This window comes from Solwaraspora sp. WMMB762 (assembly GCF_049179115.1).
Classification (GTDB): Bacteria; Actinomycetota; Actinomycetes; order Mycobacteriales; family Micromonosporaceae; genus Micromonospora_E.
Genome location: NZ_JBMHMD010000001.1, coordinates 2265745 through 2283609, shown reverse-complemented (window position 1 = coordinate 2283609; position 17865 = coordinate 2265745). Strand labels below are relative to the sequence as shown.

The 17865-nt window shown below is 69.7% G+C and carries 16 protein-coding genes; 9 read left to right on the top strand and 7 right to left on the bottom strand.

Features of this window, described 5'->3' with window-relative positions; all coding sequences use genetic code 11:
* Positions 1-341 precede the first annotated feature (341 nt).
* The 5 genes from ACN27J_RS10025 to ACN27J_RS10005 all read left to right on the top strand — a co-directional run bounded on the left by ACN27J_RS10025 (position 342) and on the right by ACN27J_RS10005 (position 5515).
* Positions 342-848, top strand: a complete 507-nt coding sequence (locus tag ACN27J_RS10025) for a polyadenylate-specific 3'-exoribonuclease AS (protein ID WP_421365393.1) — start codon at positions 342-344, stop codon at positions 846-848.
* Positions 849-1025: 177 nt separating this feature from the next.
* The gene (locus ACN27J_RS10020; protein ID WP_278170326.1) at positions 1026-2054 is read left to right on the top strand and encodes a 6-phosphofructokinase; all 1029 of its coding nucleotides are present in this window, start codon (positions 1026-1028) and stop codon (positions 2052-2054) included.
* Between the two features lie 149 nt (positions 2055-2203).
* Complete coding sequence (proC, locus tag ACN27J_RS10015; RefSeq protein WP_278170324.1) at positions 2204-3022, top strand: pyrroline-5-carboxylate reductase; 819 nt, start codon at positions 2204-2206, stop codon at positions 3020-3022.
* Positions 3023-3407: 385 nt separating this feature from the next.
* Positions 3408-3758, top strand: coding sequence for a DUF2203 domain-containing protein (locus tag ACN27J_RS10010; protein WP_123602715.1), 351 nt, complete (start codon positions 3408-3410; stop codon positions 3756-3758).
* Between the two features lie 158 nt (positions 3759-3916).
* Positions 3917-5515 (top strand): glycosyl hydrolase family 18 protein, encoded by a 1599-nt coding sequence (locus tag ACN27J_RS10005; RefSeq protein WP_421365390.1) that lies wholly within the window; start codon positions 3917-3919, stop codon positions 5513-5515.
* A 69-nt stretch (positions 5516-5584) separates the two neighbouring features.
* Here the strand turns inward: ACN27J_RS10005 and ACN27J_RS10000 are convergent, their stop codons facing one another.
* Both ACN27J_RS10000 and ACN27J_RS09995 read right to left on the bottom strand, forming a co-directional pair.
* Positions 5585-6385, bottom strand: a complete 801-nt coding sequence (locus ACN27J_RS10000) for an ABC transporter ATP-binding protein (protein ID WP_421365388.1) — start codon at positions 6383-6385, stop codon at positions 5585-5587.
* Positions 6378-7283: an ABC transporter permease gene (locus tag ACN27J_RS09995; RefSeq protein ID WP_278170320.1), complete on the bottom strand. Its 906-nt coding sequence runs from the start codon at positions 7281-7283 to the stop codon at positions 6378-6380. The genes ACN27J_RS10000 and ACN27J_RS09995 overlap by 8 nt, the downstream gene beginning before the upstream one ends.
* A gap of 264 nt (positions 7284-7547) precedes the next feature.
* Between ACN27J_RS09995 and ACN27J_RS09990 the strand changes: the two genes are divergently transcribed.
* On the top strand, positions 7548-8231 hold the full coding sequence (locus tag ACN27J_RS09990) for a TetR/AcrR family transcriptional regulator (RefSeq protein WP_421365386.1): 684 nt from the start codon (positions 7548-7550) through the stop codon (positions 8229-8231).
* Here the strand turns inward: ACN27J_RS09990 and yicI are convergent.
* The 4 genes from yicI to ACN27J_RS09970 are packed head-to-tail and all read right to left on the bottom strand — an operon-like array spanning position 8197 to position 13682.
* The gene (gene yicI / locus ACN27J_RS09985) at positions 8197-10479 is read right to left on the bottom strand and encodes an alpha-xylosidase (RefSeq protein WP_421365383.1); all 2283 of its coding nucleotides are present in this window, start codon (positions 10477-10479) and stop codon (positions 8197-8199) included. The two genes, ACN27J_RS09990 and yicI, sit on opposite strands and share 35 nt — an antisense overlap.
* Positions 10480-10502: 23 nt before the next feature.
* Positions 10503-11357 (bottom strand): carbohydrate ABC transporter permease, encoded by an 855-nt coding sequence (locus ACN27J_RS09980; RefSeq protein WP_278170317.1) that lies wholly within the window; start codon positions 11355-11357, stop codon positions 10503-10505.
* A 1-nt stretch (position 11358) separates the two neighbouring features.
* Entirely contained in the window at positions 11359-12312 is a 954-nt protein-coding gene (locus tag ACN27J_RS09975) for a carbohydrate ABC transporter permease (RefSeq protein ID WP_421365381.1), read from the bottom strand.
* 59 nt (positions 12313-12371) lie between these two features.
* Entirely contained in the window at positions 12372-13682 is a 1311-nt protein-coding gene (locus ACN27J_RS09970) for an ABC transporter substrate-binding protein (RefSeq protein WP_421365379.1), read from the bottom strand.
* 331 nt (positions 13683-14013) lie between these two features.
* On the opposite strand from ACN27J_RS09970, the gene ACN27J_RS09965 reads away from it, so the two are divergent.
* From ACN27J_RS09965 to ACN27J_RS09955, 3 genes are read left to right on the top strand one after another with little or no spacing between them, the layout of a single operon-like run.
* A complete protein-coding gene (locus ACN27J_RS09965) occupies positions 14014-14622 on the top strand; it encodes a hypothetical protein (protein WP_421365378.1) in 609 nt (202 codons plus the stop codon).
* 9 nt (positions 14623-14631) lie between these two features.
* Positions 14632-16038 carry a class II 3-deoxy-7-phosphoheptulonate synthase gene (locus ACN27J_RS09960; protein ID WP_421365376.1) on the top strand — a complete coding sequence of 469 codons (1407 nt, stop codon included), beginning with the start codon at positions 14632-14634 and terminating at the stop codon, positions 16036-16038.
* Positions 16039-16069: 31 nt separating this feature from the next.
* Complete coding sequence (locus tag ACN27J_RS09955) at positions 16070-17092, top strand: threonine aldolase family protein (protein ID WP_421372176.1); 1023 nt, start codon at positions 16070-16072, stop codon at positions 17090-17092.
* Here the strand turns inward: ACN27J_RS09955 and ACN27J_RS09950 are convergent.
* Positions 17089-17835 carry a TetR/AcrR family transcriptional regulator gene (locus ACN27J_RS09950; RefSeq protein ID WP_421365374.1) on the bottom strand — a complete coding sequence of 249 codons (747 nt, stop codon included), beginning with the start codon at positions 17833-17835 and terminating at the stop codon, positions 17089-17091. The genes ACN27J_RS09955 and ACN27J_RS09950 overlap by 4 nt on opposite strands.
* Positions 17836-17865 lie beyond the last annotated feature (30 nt).

The following is a 17865-nucleotide window of genomic DNA, read 5'->3' as shown; positions in this document are numbered from 1 at the left end:
ACCAAGGGCACCATCCCACCGGGGGCACCATCGTGCCCGTCCGGGGTGCATCACCCGACCCAGGCGAACATGAAATAGATACCGTTCGGAGAACGGTGTCAACATCAGATCATGGCTGCCGTGTCGCGTGGTGTACACCCCCACAATCATTTCTGTGACAGTCCTGTGCCCGACAAACCGGCAGGCTAGCGGCCAGATCCACCGGCGGGTGGGGGCCGACACGGGGCCCGGCGGATCCGGCCGTGGGGATGCGGTACCGGTCGGAGCGAGCCGGTCGACGGCGACGCTCCGGCCGGTACCCCGATGGGGGTCTATCTCCGGTATCGGCGAGGATGGCGGTAATGATCTACCGCTACTTCTACGACTGCGAGTTCATCGAGGACGGGCGCCTCGTCGACCTGGTTTCGATCGGTGTCGTCGACGAGCACGGCCGGGAGTTCTACGCGGTCTCCACGGAGTTCGACGGTGCCCGGGCGGTGCCGTGGGTGCGTCGCCACGTGCTCGACAAGCTGCCGTCACCGGCCGATCCGGCCTGGCGGCCCCGGGCGCGGATCCGCGACGAGCTGTACGCGTTCCTGGTCGCGCCGCTGCGCGACGGTTCGGCCACCGAGTTGGAGCTGTGGGCCTGGTACGCCGCGTACGACCATGTGGCGCTGGCCCAGTTGTGGGGGGCCATGCCGGCCCTGCCCCGGGAGATTCCCCGGTTCACCAAGGACCTGCGGCAGCGGTGGGACGACGCCGGTCGGCCGGATCTGCCGGCGTCGGCCGCCGACCGGCACGACGCGCTCGTCGACGCACGTCACAACCTTGCCCGCTGGCAGGTGATCAGCCGGGCCTACCGGCGGTGACCGGGCCAGCGACGGTCCGGTGATCCTCGGGGTCTGCTCGCCCGGTCGCCGGTCGGGCCGATAAAGTGCGCACTGACGGCCCGCCCCGGGCCGGCAACGATGCCGACGGTCTGACCGGACTTCGTTCCTGGGGCTCGAGTGGGTCTACCGCACAGTTTCCTGGAGGATGAGCGGATCATGCGTATCGGCGTGCTCACCGGCGGCGGCGACTGCCCCGGCCTGAACGCAGTGATCAGGGCGGTGGTGCGCAAGGGCGTCGCCAGCTACGGTCACGAGTTCATCGGATTCCGCGACGGCTGGCGCGGACCGCTGGAGGGGCTGAGCCGGCCTCTCGGTATCGACGAGGTACGGGGCATCCTGCCCCGCGGCGGCACCATCCTCGGTTCGTCCCGGACCAACCCGTTCAAGATCGACGGCGGGGTCGAGCGGATCAAGGAGAACCTGGCGTCCCAGGGCGTGGACGCCCTGGTCGCGATCGGCGGCGAGGACACTCTCGGCGTCGCCACCAAGCTGCACGAACTCGGCGTGCAGGTGGTCGGCGTGCCGAAGACGATCGACAACGACCTCGGCGCCACCGACTACACCTTCGGCTTCGACACCGCGGTCAACATCGCGATGGAGGCCATCGACCGGCTGCACACCACCGCCGAGAGCCACCACCGCACCCTGGTGGTCGAGGTGATGGGCCGGCACGCCGGCTGGATCGCGCTGCACGCCGGCCTCGCCGGTGGGGCGAACGTGATCCTGCTGCCGGAGCGCGAGTTCGACGTCGAGCAGGTCGCCACCTACGTCGAGAAGCGGTTCCAGAAGCAGTACGCCCCGATCGTGGTGGTCGCCGAGGGGGCCCACCCGATGGAGGGCCAGATGGTCCTGCAGAACAAGGAGCTCGACTCCTTCGGCCACGTCCGGCTCGGCGGCATCGGCCAGTGGCTCGCCGAGCAGCTGGAGGCCAAGACGGGCAAGGAGGCCCGGACCGTCGTGCTGGGTCACATCCAGCGCGGCGGCACCCCCACCGCCTTCGACCGGGTGCTCGCCACCCGGCTCGGCCTGCACGCGATCGACGCCGCCAACGACGGCGACTGGGGCAAGATGGTCGGTATCCGGGGCACCGACATCGTCCGGGTGCCGCTGGCCGAGGCGACCCGGGAGCTCAAGACCGTCCCGCTGGAGCGCTACACCGAGGCCGAGGTCTTCTTCGGCAGCTGACGACCGGTTCCGGGCCGGGATGAGCGGCTCCCGCCAGGGCGCCGCTCCGCCCGGTCCGTCACGGTCCGGTCCGGCGCGGTCCGGGTCCGGTCGGGCACCGGTCCCGGTTCGGTTCGGTGTGGTTTGGTTCGAGAGAGGATGACGTACGGATGCCTCCCGGCGCGCACAAGGTGGCCGTGATCGGCGCCGGCAAGATCGGCGAGCTGGTCCTCTCCGGCCTGTTGCGGGCCGGCTGGCCGGCCGATCAACTGCTGGCGACGACCCGGCGGCGGGAGCGGGCCGAGGACATCGCGGTGCGCTACGGCGTGTCGGTGGTGGACAACCACACCGCGGTGGCCGAGGCGGAGGTGCTGGCCGTGGCGGTCAAGCCGCAGGACGCCGCCACCCTGCTGGACCAGATCGGCCCCAAGGTGCCGGCGGACAAGCTGGTCGTCTCGCTCTGCGCGGGACTGCCGACGGAGTTCTTCGCCCGCCGCCTACCGGACGGCACACCGGTGGTACGGGTGATGACCAACACCCCGGCGCTGGTGGATCAGGCGATGACCGCCATCTCCGCCGGCCGGCACGCCACCGCCGAGCATCTGGCCCTCGCCGAGGAGATGTTCCAGCCGCTCGGTGTCACGATCCGGGTGCCGGAGACCCAGCAGGACGCGGTCACCGCGTTGTCCGGCTCCGGCCCGGCCTACTTCTACCTGCTGGTCGAGGCGATGATCGACGCCGGAATCCTGCTCGGGCTGCCCCGCCAGGTGGCGCACGACCTGATCGTGCAGACGGCGATCGGTTCGGCGGTGATGCTGCGGGACTCCGGCGAGCATCCAGTCAAGCTGCGTGAGGCCGTCACCTCGCCGGCCGGCACCACCATCTCGGCCATCCGCGAGCTGGAGAACCACGGGGTCCGGGCGGCGCTGCTCGCTGCCCTGGAAGCGGCCCGCGACCGCGCCCGGGAGCTGGCCGCGCAGCACGGCTGAGGTATTCATTCACGCTCACCCTCTTCCGCCGAACGTGTCGGTGTGGCTACCGTTTGCGACATAGGTGGTCGTAGGTGGCTCGACGGGAACGAGGTCCGCCGGCACTGGGCGACCGCCGTACCGGCGTCGTATCGTGACTTCCCCTGCGGCGACGTCGACAGCCGGCCCTGGCTGCCCCCCTGCGGCCGGCTGACGGGCGCGTTCCGCCGACGCGCCCAGTGCCGCCGCCGGCGCACGGCGACCGGCGGCGGCCCGGGGCAGCCGTCCGGGTCAGCGGCCGCGCCGGGTGGTCGGCCGCAGTCCAGCGGCCTCGCGTGACGGTCGGCCGCAGTCCTCCGGCGACCGGTCGACCCACGACGGGTGGTGATGGACCATACTGGCGAACGTGTTCACCCTCGCCCAGGCCCGCCACCTGATGGCAACCCTCCGTCCACGGATCGACGAGTTGGTCCTACTCCGCGCGGACCTGGCTGAGTTGCGGGCGGATCTGGCGGCCGGATCGGACAGCCCGCACGGCGGTCTGGCCGAGGTGAAAGGGCTGGAAGCGCGGATCTACGGGATTCTCGACGAGCTGAACGAGCAGGAGATCCAGGTCAAGGGCGTCGCCCCGGTGCTGCTCGATTTCCCGGGCGAGCTGGACGACCGTCCGGTCCTGTGGTGCTGGCTGGAAGGCGACGGCGAGATCCGCTGGTACCACCGCCTGGAGTGTGGGTTCTCCGGCCGACGCCGGATCTGAGCCCGGCTTCGTCCGCGCGGTTCCCCGGTGCTGCCGGACGACGCCTGGCCGGGGTCGCGCAGCCATCGAGATATCGACATCTTGACGAACTGGTCGATGTGTGAGTAGCGTCTCAGGCACTTTATGGAAAGTTTCCTAACTAAATGGGGAGACGCCTGATGAGAAGATCACTGCGCCGCGCCGTCTGGGCCGGGGCGCTGGCCGTGGTGACGGCCGCGGCGGCGGTGCCGGTCACCGCGGCGTTCGGCGCCGGCACCATCTCCGCCAGCTTCGTCGCCAGCTCCGACTGGGGTACCGGGCACGAGGTCCGGGTGACGGTCGCCAACGGCTCCGACGCCACCGTCGGCACCTGGCGGATCGAGTTCGACCTGCCGGCCGGCACCACCATCAGCAGCTTCTGGGACGCCGACGTGACGCGCAGCGGCAACCGGTACACCGCGGTGAAGAAGAGCTGGGCCGGTGGCCTCGCGCCGGGAGCCGCGTTCAGCTGGGGCTACATCGGCACCGGCGCATTCCGGGCACCGCAGAACTGCACCATCAACGGGGTCTCCTGTGCCGGTGGCCCGGCACCGACCACCGCGCCACCCCCGACGACGGCGCCGCCCACCACGCCACCGCCGACGACTCCGCCACCGCCGCCCGGTGGGCAGAAGGTGGTCGGCTACTTCACCCAGTGGGGGGTCTACGCCCGCAACTACCACGTGCGCAACATCCACACGAGCGGGTCGGCGTCGAAGATGACCCACATCATGTACGCCTTCGGCAACACCGCCGGTGGGCGCTGCGCCATCGGGGACAGCTACGCCGATTACGAGAAGGCGTACACCGCCGCGGACAGCGTCGACGGGGTCGCCGACACCTGGGACCAGCCGTTGCGGGGCAACTTCAACCAGCTGCGCAAGCTCAAGGCGATGTACCCGCACCTGAAGGTGATCTGGTCGTTCGGCGGCTGGACCTGGTCCGGCGGCTTCACCCAGGCCGCGCAGAACCCGGCCGCGTTCGCCGAGTCCTGCTACAACCTGGTCGAGGACCCACGCTGGGCGGATGTGTTCGACGGTATCGACATCGACTGGGAGTACCCCAACGCCTGTGGCCTGACCTGCGACTCCAGCGGTCCTGCGGCGTTCCGGAACCTGATCTCGGCACTGCGTGACCGGTTCGGGTCGAGCGCGCTGGTGACCGCGGCGATCACCGCGGACGGCAGCAACGGCGGCAAGATCGACGCGGCCGACTACGCCGGAGCGGTCGGCGACCTGAACTGGATCATGCCGATGACGTACGACTACTTCGGTGCCTTCAACGCGCAGGGACCGACCGCCCCACACTCGCCACTGACCTCGTACCCGGGAATCCCGCAGCAGGGCTTCTGGTCGGACGCGGCGATCCAGAAGCTGAAGAGCAAGGGCATCCCGGCGAACAAGCTGCTGCTCGGCATCGGCTTCTACGGTCGGGGCTGGACCGGCGTCAGCCAGAGCGCTCCAGGTGGCACCGCCACCGGTCCGGCACCGGGCACCTACGAGCAGGGCATCGAGGACTACAAGGTGCTGAAGAACACCTGCCCGGCGACCGGCACCGTCGGCGGCACCGCGTACGCCAAGTGCGGCAACAACTGGTGGAGCTACGACACCCCGGCGACCATCGGCGGCAAGATGAACTACGCCAGGGGCCAGGGCCTCGGCGGGGCGTTCTTCTGGGAGTTGTCCGGCGACACCGGCAACGGTGAACTGGTCACCGCGATCCGCAACGGTCTCGGCTGAGGCTGAAACCACCACCCGCACGGGTGTCCGGGGGCGGCGGGTACGCCGCCCCCGGACACCCGGCTCGGGTCACCTGCGGTTGGCGTACTCCTGGTAGGCCTTGACCACCTCGGTGCTCGGCCCGTCCATGCGGATCACGCCGGACTCCAGCCAGATACTGCGCTCACAGGTGTCCAGAATCGACTTGTTGCTGTGACTGACCAGGAAGACGGTCCCGGCCTCGGCCCGCAGTTCACGGACCCGTTCCTCGCTGCGCCGCTGGAACGCGGCGTCGCCGGTGGCCAGCGCCTCGTCGATCATCAGCACATCGTGGCTCTTCGCCGCAGCGATCGAGAACCGCAGTCGGGCCGCCATACCCGACGAGTAGGTCCGCATCGGCAGCGACGTGAAATCGTCCCGCTCGTTGATGCCGGAGAACTGTACGATCCCGTCGTACTTCGCCCGCACCTCCGCCGGGCTCATTCCCATCGCCAGGCAACCGAGCACGACGTTACGCTCGCCGGTCAGGTCGTTCATCAGGGCGGCGTTCACCCCGAGCAGGGACGGCTGACCCTGGGTGTAGACCTTGCCCCGGCGCGGCGGCAGCAGGCCGGCCACCGCACGCAGCAGGGTCGACTTGCCGGAGCCGTTGCTGCCGATCAGCCCGATCGCCTCGCCACGGTGCGCCACGAAGCTGACGCCGCGAATGGCGTGCACCTCGCGTACCGTCGGGGCTTGCTTGCGGGTCGCGATCCGCCGCAGCGCCGCGACCGGGCTGTTGCGCCCGCCGCCGCCGGTGTTGATCCGGTAGACGACGTGCAGGTTGTCGACGATCACGGTGGGCACCCGGGTGTCGGCCCCGGAAGCCGGTGCGTCCAGCAGGTCAGCCACGGCCGTACTCCTCCTCGGCACGCCAGAAGTAGATGAAGCCCACCACACCCATCAGCACGGCCCAACCGCCGGCCGCCGGCCACAGGTACCCGGGCGGGCTGCCCATCGAGTCCATCAACGCGTAGCGGACCAGGTCGATGTAGACCGCCATCGGGTTGAACTGCAGCACGGTGACCACCCAGCCGGGCAGGTCGCCGGTGAACCGGTCGATGCTGTAGAACACGCCGGACGAGTACAGCCAGGTCCGCATCACGAACGGCAGCAGTTGGGAGAGGTCACTGGTGCGCGCCGCCCAGCGGGCCACCATCATGGCCAGCCCGCCGCTGAACAGCGTCTGCAGCAGCAGCGCCGGGATCAGCAGCAGCCAGCTGAAGTCGATCCCCTCACCGGTGGCCAGCATGATGACCGCCAGCACGGTCATCGACGGGGCGAGTTGCTGCAACTGCACCAGCACCGAGGTCAACGGCAGGCTGGCCCGGGGGAAGTGCACCGCCCGGATCAGGTTCATGTTGTCGCCGATCGACCGGGCCGAGGTGGTCACCGCCTGCTGGGTGAAGGTGAAGATGAAGATCCCGGTGCAGAGGTACGCGATGTAGTTGTCGATGCCGCGGTCGGTGCCCAGCAGCAGCCCGAAGACCAGGAAGTACACCCCGGCGTTGGCCAGCGGGGTGATCACCTGCCAGATCTGGCCCAGCCGGGCGTTGGTGTACATGGCGATCAGCCGGGCGTTGGAGTACGCCCAGATGAAGTGCCGCCGCGACCACAACTGCTTGACGTAGGCGCCCAGCGACGGGCGGGCACCGCTCACCGCCAGGCCGTGTTGTCGGGCCAGCTCGGCGAGGGTGGGCCCGCTGTCCGGTTCCAGCGTCACGGTCGTGCCACTGGTTGGCTGCCGCATCCGATCTGTCCTTCCATCAGCCAACGCTGCCGCTCGTGCACACCCGCGCCCCTCTCCGACGGGTACCTCTCGTCCCGGACGCCGCGACGACGGTGCCGCGCGACCCGCTGGCACGGGTGGTGCCGGACCGGTGAAGCCGGTTCATGCCCGGCTCCTCATTTTCATGTCCGATGGCACGGAACGATACCGTCGCGTCCTGACGGAAACGGTAGGGGAGGCAACGACGATACGCAACCGTATCGTCGTGCGGTTACACTGGCTCGAATGCAGGGCGACGGGAAGCGACCGCCGGCGGGCGCGGCGGTGCTGCGGGAGGATGTGACGCAGGCGATCCGGGCTGCCGCGTTGCAGGAACTGGCCGCAGTCGGCTACGGCAGGATGTCGATCGAAGCGGTGGCCCGCCGGGCCGGGGTCGGCAAGACCGCCGTCTACCGGCGGTGGGGTTCGAAACTGGAGATGGTCATCGGGATCGTCTCCGAGGTCGCCCTCGGGGTGACCGCCGTGCCGGACACCGGCACCTTGCGCGGTGACCTAGAGCTGGTGCTGACCATCGCGGCCCGGGCGTTGCGTCATCCGTTGGCCGGGCAGATCGTGCCGGACCTGCTCGCCGAGGCGGCCCGCAACCCGGCGATAGCGCAGACCCTGCAGGCAGCCCTGCGGGACAACCAGCGGGGGATCGGCACCCTGGTGACGAACCGGGCGGTGCGGCGGGGCGAACTGCCCGCCGACACCGATCCCGACTTCGTCGTCGACCTGATGGTCGGCCCGCTCTACTGGCGGCTCGCGGTGGCCCGTACCCCGCTGCCGCGCGGCTACGTCGCCCGGCTGGCCGCCTCGGTCGCCGCCGCCCTCACCGCCGGGGCGGCAACCGACCGGGCGGCCAACCCGGCGGGCAGCCGGGCAGCCAACCCGGCTACCGGTCCGTCAGCTCCCCCTGCCACCGGCTGATGTCGGCGGCCACCTCTCGGACCTCGCCGTGGCCGACCAGCTGCACCCGCCACGGCAGGGCCGGCCCGGCGACCCGGTCCGCGGTGACCGCCGTGCCGTGCCGGGCGACCACGAACCTGGCGGCCTCGGACCCGTCCAGCGCCGGCACCGACACCTGCACCTGCTGCCCGTCGGCGAGCTGGTACACCGCCAGGGTCACCCCGTCGGCGTACGAGTAGTCCGGTCGGTCCGCGTTCGCCCCGAGCGGCAGCACCGTGCCGGGACGCACCAGCACCGGCACCTGGTCGAACCCGACCGTCCGGCGCACCCAGCCCGGGCCGGTGAACTCCTCGCCGGTCTGCAGGTGGGTCCAGGTGCCGGCCGGCAGGTAGAAGTCCACCTGCCCGTCGGCCCGGAACACCGGCGCCACCAGCAGGCTGTCCCCGAGCAGGTACTGCCGCTCCAGGTGGGTCACCGCCGGGTCGTCCGGGAAGTCGGCGACCAGCGGGCGCATCACCGGAATCCCATCCCGGTGGGCCAGCACCGCCTGACCGAACAGGTACGGCATCAGCCGCGCCTTGAGCCGGGTGAAGATCCGCAGCACGTCGACCGCCTCCTCGTCGAACGTCCACGGCACCCGGTAGGTCTGGCTGCCGTGCAACCGGCTGTGTGAGGAGAGCAGCCCGAACGGAATCCAGCGCTTGAACACCTCCGGTGCCGGCCGGCCCTCGAAACCGCCGATGTCGTGGCTCCAGAAGCCGAACCCGGACATCGCCAGCGACAGCCCGCCGCGCAGGCTCTCCGCCATCGACTCGAAGGTGGACTCGCAGTCACCGCCCCAGTGCACCGGGAACTGCTGCCCGCCGGCGGTCGCCGACCGGGCGAACAGCACCGCCTCGCCCTCGCCGCGGTGCTCCCGGAGCAGGTCGAACACCGTCTGGTTGTACAGGTGCGTGTAGTAGTTGTGCATCCGTTCCGGGTCGGCGCCGTCGTGCCAGATGACGTCGGTCGGGATCCGCTCCCCGAAATCGGTCTTGAACGCGTCGACGCCCATGTCCAGCAACGCCCGCAACTTGTCGGCGTACCAGCGTCGGGCGTCCGGGTTGGTGAAGTCGACCAGACCCATCCCGGCCTGCCAGAGGTCGCACTGCCAGACGTCGCCGTCGGCGGTCCGGACCAGGTAGCCCCGCGCCGCCCCCTCGGAGAACAGCGCCGACCGCTGCGCGATGTACGGGTTGATCCAGACGCAGACCTTCAGGTCCCGCTTGCGCAGCCGCTCCAGCATCAGCTCGGGTTCGGGAAAGACCCGCGGATCCCATTCGAAGTTCGACCAGTGGAACTCGCGCATCCAGAAACAGTCGAAGTGGAACACCGACAGTGGCAACTCCAGCTCCGCCATGGTGTCGATGAACGAACTCACCGTCTGCTCGTCGTACGAGGTGGTGAACGAGGTGCTCAGCCACAGCCCGAACGACCAGGCCGGCGGCAGGGCCGGGCGGCCGGTCAGGGCAGTGTACTTGCGCAGGATCTCGTGCGGCGTCGGGCCGTAGACGACCAGGTACTCCAGGCTCTGCCCGGCGACGCTGAACGACACCCGGGAGACCACCTCGGAACCGACCTCGAACGAGACCAGCCCGGGGTGGTTGACGAACACCCCGTACCCGCCGGTGGTGAGATAGAACGGGACGTTCTTGTACGCCTGCTCGCTGCTGGTGCCGCCGTCCTCCTGCCAGATGTCGACCACCTGGCCGTTGCGGACCAGCGGGCCGAACCGCTCGCCGAGTCCGTACACCGTCTCGCCGACGCCGAGGCTGAGCTGTTCCCGCACGTACGACCCGTCGTCGGTGTCCAGCGCGGCCATGCTCTTGTAGCCGCTGCCGGTGAGCACCCGGTCGGCGGCCACGAACTCCAGCTGCCAGCCGTCGCCACGGGCGAACCGGGCGGTCAGCTCACCCGAGGTGATGCTGGCGTGCTCGGCGCCGTCGGTCACCTGGACGTCGGTGTCCGGCTCGGTGGCCAGGGCGAAGTCCGGATGCCGGGGCCGTCGGCCGAGGAAGTGCCCCACCTGGACGGATATCACGTCTGGGGCGGGGGAGGTGCAGCGGACGGTGAGCAGCGGCTGGTTGAGGGTGTCGCCGCGACCGGTGATCCGCCGGGTCGGGGCGTACACGGTCAACGCCGCCGGCTCGACCTCGACGTCGTGCACCTGCGCGGGATAGAGCGGCCGTACGCCGTCACGCATCCGCCAGTATCCGTTGCTGAATTTCATCGAACTCTCTCTCGGGTCAGGTCCTACTTGACCGCGCCGGCCAGTACACCCCGGGTCAGGGTGCGCTGGAAGATGAGGAAGAACAGCACCGCCGGCACGATGCCGAGCAGCGCCGACGCGCTGGTGGTGGTGGCGTCCATCATCCGGTCTCCCTGCAGTACGCCGAGCGCCACCGGCACCGTCTGTTTGTCGTTGGAGATCAGGAAGATCAGCGGCAGGAAGAACTCGTTCCAGGTCCAGATGAAGAAGAAGGTGAACAGCACCGACAGGGTCGGCCAGCTGGTCGGAACGACTACTTTCCACAGCACCCGCCACTTGCCCGCCCCGTCCATCGCGGCGGCCTCCAGCAACTGTCGCGGGAAGTCGCGGAACACCGAGGAGAGCAGGTAGGTGCCGAACGCCGCTTGGATCGCGGTGAAGATGATGATGACGGCGATCCGGCTGTTGTAGAGTCCGACCTGTTTGGACAGATAGTAGAGTGGGTAGACCAGCGCCTCCTGCGGCAGCAGGTTGGCCAGTAGGAAGAACATCAGGAAGGCGAGTCGTCCGCGCATCCGACCGATGCCGATCGCGTACGCGTTGAGCACCGAGATCACCACCGCGCCGACGGCGACCGTGGCGCTGATCAGGAAGCTGTTCCACAGCTTCTCGCCGAAGTCGACCCGGAACCAGAAGTCGACGATACCGCGCAGGTAGAGCTCGCCGGGCAGGGAGAGCGGACCGTTGGCGGCGTACTCGGCCGGCGCCTTCACCGCGTTGAGCGCCACGACCAGGAACGGTGCCAGCACCAGCAGGGTGAGTACGGTCAGGCCGATCAGGACGGTCGAGGCGGTCAGCCGGCCGGGCCGGCCGCGCCGGGCAGTTGTGGCGGCGACCATCTCAGCTCCCTTCCAGGCGCTCGTCGCGGGTCTGGATCCGCAGGAACAGGTAGGTCAGCACGACGATGATGGCGGTCAGTACGGTGGCGATCGCCGAGCCGTATCCGGCGTCGGCCTTTTCGAAGAAGTTCTGGTAGGCGAAGTACGACGGCACCAGGGTGGCGTTGCCCGGGCCGCCCCGGGTCAGCACGAAGATCTGCCCGAAGATCTTCAGCGCGGCGATGGTCGTGGTGACCAGTACGACGTAGATCTCCGGCCTGATCTGGTGCACCGCGATGCGGGTGAACCGCTGGAACCAGCCGGCGCCATCGAGGTCGGCCGCCTCGTAGAGCTCCGGATCGACCCGTTGCAGACCTGCCATGAACATCACGACCGGATAGCCGAGCTGGAACCAGACCATCACCGCCATGACGCTGAGCAGGGCGTACGCCGGGTCACCGAGCCAGTTCTGGGCGAGGGCACCCAGACCGACGCGGTCCAGGATCGAGTTCAGCGCACCGTAACTGGGATGCAGGATCCAGCCCCAGACGATGCCGGTCACCGCGACCGGCAGCACCTGCGGCAGGTACAGCCCGGACCGGAACACGCTCGCCGTACGCGGGCCGATCCGCTTGGCCACGTAGTCGAACAGGACCGCGGCGAGAAACAGGCCGAGCAGCGTCGGCAGCACCGCCATCGCGAGGATGATGAAGCCGATGTTGCGAAACGAGATCCAGAAGTTGGTGTCGTGCAGCAACCGGTCGTAGTTGTCGAACCCGATCCACTCCGGCGTCCCGACGCCGGACCACCGGGTGAAGCTGATCCCGATGTTCATCAGCAGTGGCACGACGATCACGGCGAGGAACAGCACGATCCCGGGGAGCAGGAAGGCTACGTATCCGTAGTCCGCTTTCCGGGCGCCTGCGCCTGCGCCGGCGCGGGTACGGGGGTGGGGGCGGGTGAGCGGCTTAGCCATGGAACCTCCCGGAGCGGACCGTGCGCCGGGGACCGGCGTCCCCGGCGCACGGTCGTCGCTCACTCGCCGATGCTGGCCAGGTTGTCGTTGTACGGCTTGGCGATCTCGTCGAGCACCTCGTCCGGCGACTTGCTGCCGTTGATCAGCTGCTGGACCCCGGCGACCAGGACGTCGTAGTAGCCCGGTGCCGGCCAGTCCGGGTAGAAGGCCAGCCCGTCGGAGTCGTTGAGCGTGTTGAAGTTCTCGATCAGCTCCTTGGCCTTCGGGTTGGTGATCGCGGCCGGGTCCGCGGCCAGCGGCACCCCGCCGGACTCACCGAGCAGGTTCTGGATGTCCGGCTGCATGGTGATGTCGATGAAGTCGTAGGCGAGGTCCTTGTTCTTGGCGTTGCTCGGCACCACCCAGATGTTTCCGCCGGAGCCGGGGTGCAGGTCGCTGCCAGGGAAGAGGAAGGTGCCCCACTCGAAGTCGGTGATCTCGTCGCTCATCCGGCCGTACCACCAGCTGCCGGAGATCATGATCGGGAAGCTGCCCTGGGTGAAGGCGACGCCCATGTCCTCGGCCTTGATGCCGGCGGAGTCGGCGCCGATGTAGCCCTTGTCGACCCACTCGGCGAACGTGGTGGCCGCGTAGCTGAACTCCGGACCGTGGAAGTCGACCGGGTTGGCGTAGAGCTGGAAGTCGTCGACGAAGGACCGGTCGGCCTGGGTCAACGCCAACTCGTAGAGGATCTGCTGGGCCGGGTACTCGGCGCCGCCGACCGAGATCGGGGTGACGCCGTTGTCGACGAAGGTGTCCAGGACGCCCTCGAACTCGGCGAAGGTGGTGGGCACCGACAGGTCGTACTCGGCGAACATGTCCTTGTTGTAGTAGACCATCACGAATTCGCCGTAGTTGGGGATGCCGTACCAGGTGTCGCCACCCATCACCCCGTTGGCGTCGTACCGGCAGGTGGTGGCGACGCTCGGCGAGATCATCTCGTCCCAGCCGCGTTCGGCCACCACGTCGCTGAGGTCGGTGAGCAGCCCTTGCTTGGACAGCAGGCCGGCGGTGGCGTTGCCCTTGTTGTACTCCAGGATGTCCGGTCCCTGGTCGGAGTTGAGGATCATGCCGGCGTTCTGCCGGATCTGCTCGAAGCCCTTCTCCTCGTAGACCACGGTGACGCCGGGATGGCTGGCCTCGAACTGCTTGATGGCTTCGGCCCAGGCGATGCCCATGGCGCTGTTGGCGCCTTCGTAGTGCCACAGGCGCAGGGTGCTGCCGTCGCCGCTGTCGTCGGAATCGGCGCCGCAGGCCGACAGGGTCAGGGCGGTGGCGGTGAGTACGGCGGCTATCAGGGTGCGGGTGCTTGTTCTCTGTTGACGGAACATTTCCAGCCTCCTCGCGGGTGTGCCGCAGGGGCGGCGCGGTGCAGGCGCCGCCACGGGGACAGGGGTCGGGTGAAGGTCACGGACCGCGGTGAGGCTGCCCGCTGGCGGCGGGGTCTCGAAACGCGGCTGATCGGTGGAGGGGGAGCCGAATTCGGTGTCGAAACGCTTCGACGAAGCGATTCGACAAGGAAGCTACGACTGTGTCGACGGCATGTCAATCCCTCGACGGATCAGTTACTGCCAGCCCGGTCGTAGACTCGGCGGCTGGTGGTGGCGGCCAGCGGCCACGTCGGCCAGCGGCCACGTCGGCCAGCGGTACGGGAGGAACGGGATGCGGACCAGCGCGCTGCGGATGCGGACCCGGGCGCTACCAGCCCGCGGCATGGCCGTCGGCGCCCTGGCCCTGCTGACATCGACGGCCACCGGCTGCACTGTCAGCCCGCAACCACAACCGGGACCGACCGGGACGGACGTGTCCGTTGGTGCCGAAGAGTCCCGGCGGCTCGTGCAGGACTACCTCGACGCGATGGTCGCCAAGGACCTCGACAAAGGGCGCGCCCAGCTCTGCGCCGCGACGCAGGACATCTTCGACGCGAGCGCCACCGGCCCCAACGGCGACTTCGCCGAGTCGTTGATGGTGGAGCGGGCGGAGATCGTGGCTTCCCGGCCGGTCCCGGTCGGCCACGAGGTCACCGCCACCGTCACCGCTGCCGTCGGATCCACCACGCTCCGGGCCGGGTCGGAGACGCTCCGGGTCAGTCTCGTGTTCACCGTGACGCCGGCCGGCAGCGGCGACGGCGGCTGGTGCATCCACGACGAGACCGCGACGCCAGACCAGCCCGGCGACACCGGTCCGGGTGACGTCGACGTCGATGCCGCTCCGGCAGGTGCGCCGGGTACCGCCCCGGCCGGCGGGTCCGCCGCCGCACCGCCGGACTAGGCTTTGGCCATGGGCCAAGAATGGCATCAGTTGAGCTACCCGTCGGTCGGGCACCCGGGCCTGCAGACCAGCCGTCCCGCCGCCGACTCGGTCGAGGACGAGGCGTTCGGGCTGGACCGGTGGCGCGGCCTGCCCCGGGCACAGACACCGCCCTGGCCGGATCCTGCCGCGGTTGACGAGGTGTGCCAGGTGCTGGGCAACGTCCCGTCGGTGGTCGCCCCGTACGAGGTCGACCAGTTGCGGGAGCGGCTGGCGCTGGTCTGTGACGGCAAGGCCTTCCTGCTGCAGGGCGGCGACTGCGCCGAGACCTTCACCGACAACACCGAGAGCCATCTGCTGGCCAACGCCCGCACCATCCTGCAGATGGCGGTGGTGCTGACGTACGGCGCGTCGCTGCCGGTGGTCAAGGTGGCCCGGGTCGCCGGTCAGTACACCAAGCCCCGCTCGTCGCCGACCGACGCGCTCGGATTGCCCGCCTACCGCGGCGACATGATCAACTCGCTGGACACCACGGCGCAGGCCCGGGTCGCCGACCCGCAGCGGATGATCCGGGCGTACGCCAACTCCGCCGCCGCGATGAACATGCTCCGCGCCTACCTCGCCGGTGGGCTGGCCGACCTGCACGCGGTGCACGACTGGAACAAGGGCTTCGTCAAGCGGTCCCCGGCCGGCGAACGCTACGAGGCGATCGCCCGGGAGATCGACCGGGCGCTGGCGTTCATCCAGGCCTGCGGGATGACCGACGACGAGGCGTTGCGGACCGTCACCCTCTACTGCTCGCACGAGGCGCTCGCGCTGGAGTACGACCGGGCGTTGACCCGGATCTCCGGTGACCGCCCCTACGGACTGTCCGGGCACTTCCTGTGGGTCGGCGAGCGGACCCGGCAGATCGACGGCGCGCACATCGACTTCATCTCCCGCATCGCCAACCCGATCGGCGTCAAGCTCGGCCCCGGCACCAGTCCCGAGCAGGCCCTCGAGCTGTGCGAGAAACTCAACCCCGACAACATTCCCGGCCGGCTCACGCTGATCAGCCGGATGGGCAACCACAAGGTCCGCGACGCGCTGCCGCCGATCGTGGAGAAGGTCACCGCCGCTGGCGCCCGGGTGGTGTGGCAGTGCGACCCGATGCACGGCAACACCCACGAGTCGTCCAACGGCTACAAGACCCGCCACTTCGACCGCATCGTCGACGAGGTGCTCGGCTACTTCGAGGTGCACCGGGGCCTGCAGACCCACCCCGGCGGTCTGCACGTCGAGCTGACCGGCGAGGACGTCACCGAGTGCCTCGGCGGCGCCCAGGCGATCGAGGACATCCACCTGCCGGACCGGTACGAGACCGCCTGCGACCCGCGGCTCAACACCCAGCAGTCCCTGGAGCTGGCCTTCCTGGTCGCGGAGATGCTCCGTGGCTGAGCCGGCGCCGGCCGGCAGCGCCGTCCGGCCGGTGGTCGACCTGCGGTCGGACACCGTCACCCGACCGACGCCGGGGATGCGGGCGGCGATGGCTGCGGCCGAGGTCGGCGACGACGTGTACGGCGAGGACCCGACGGTCAACGCGCTGGAATCCGAGGTCGCCGCGATGTTCGGCCACGAGGCGGCGCTGTTCGCTCCGACCGGCTCGATGGCCAACCAGGTCGCCCTGCAGACCCTGGTGCCGCCCGGCGGCGAGTTGCTCTGCGACGCCGACGCACACGTGGTCACCTACGAGGTCGGTGCCGCCGCCGCGTACGGCGGGATCTCCTCACGGACCTGGCCCGCCGCCGGCGGTGACCCGGACCCGGACCTGGTCGCGGCGATGATCCGGCCGGCCGGGTACGGCGCGGTGCCGACCCGGGCGGTCGCCGTCGAGCAGACCCACAACCGCTCCGGCGGGCAGATCATCGGGCTGGACGTGCTGCGTGGGCTGCGGGCGGTCACCGCCGACGCCGGGGTGGCGCTGCACTGCGACGGTGCCCGGATCTGGCACGCGCACGTCGCCGACGGTGTGCCGTTGGCCGAGTACGGCGCGATGTTCGACACCGTCTCGGTCTGCCTGTCCAAAGGGCTCGGCGCGCCGGCCGGCTCGGTGCTGGTCGGCAGCGCCGAACGGGTCGCGGCCGCCCGCGTCCTGCGTAAACGGATGGGCGGCGGGATGCGTCAGGCCGGGGTGCTCGCCGCCGCCGGGCGGTACGCCCTGGCGCACCACGTGCACCGGATCGCCGACGACCATGTGCGGGCGGCCCGACTGGCGCGGACACTGGAGCCGTACGGTGTGGTCTGCCCGGACCAGGTGCGCAGCAACATCGTCGGTCTCGACCTGACCAAGACCCCGTTGGACGCGCCGGCGTTGGCCGAGGCGGCCCGGGCCGGCGGGGTGCTGGTGTCGGTGCTCGGGCCGACCGCCGCCCGGCTGGTCACCCACCTGGACGTCGACGACGCGGCGGTGGACCGGGCGGGCGAGGTGCTCGCCGCCGTTCTGCGTCGCTAGCGCTCAAGTAGGCGCTGCAGCCCGTCGATGATCCGGTCGAGCCCGAACAGGAACGACCGGTGCGGGTCGCCGATCGCGTTGTACTCCTGGCCGGCGGCGGTGCCGACCCGCGACGAGATCGGGTAGGCGTCGGGGGGCATGACCCGCTCCAGGATCGGCGCGTTGATCTCCCACCACTGGGCGTCGGTGATTCCAGAGCTGGCCACGGCATGTCGCGCCTCGATCGAGGCCCGGGCGGCGCTGGCGGTGAATCCGCTGATCAGGGTGACGACCTGGTCCATCTCCAGGTCGGTGAATCCGGCGTCCTCGATCGCGGCGAGCTGCCACTCGTAGCGATCGGATCCGTTCGGGCCGATCCACGGTCGGCTGTTGTCGACCTGCAGCAGCCACGGGTGACGGTGCGCCTCGTCCCACTGGTGGCGGGCCACCGAGTGCAGGCGCTGGCGCAGGTCGCCGGAGTGCGGCGGCAGCTCCCGCTCGCCCATCACCTCGTCCACCATCAGGCCGATCAGCTCGGCCCGGCCCGGTACGTAGGTGTAGATAGACATCAATTTAAGACCGAGTCGGTCCGCCACCTTGCGCAGGGAGAAGGCGGCCAGGCCCACATCGTCGGCCACCTGGATCGCCGCCCGTATCACGTCGTCCACGCTGACCCGCTGTTTCGGCCCACGGGAGCCCTGTGGAGTGCCCAGGACGCGGCGCCAGAGCAGCGTCAGGGTGCGGTCGACGTCCTGATCAGCCATGTGCGAAGGGTATCCCGTGTGGTGTACGGT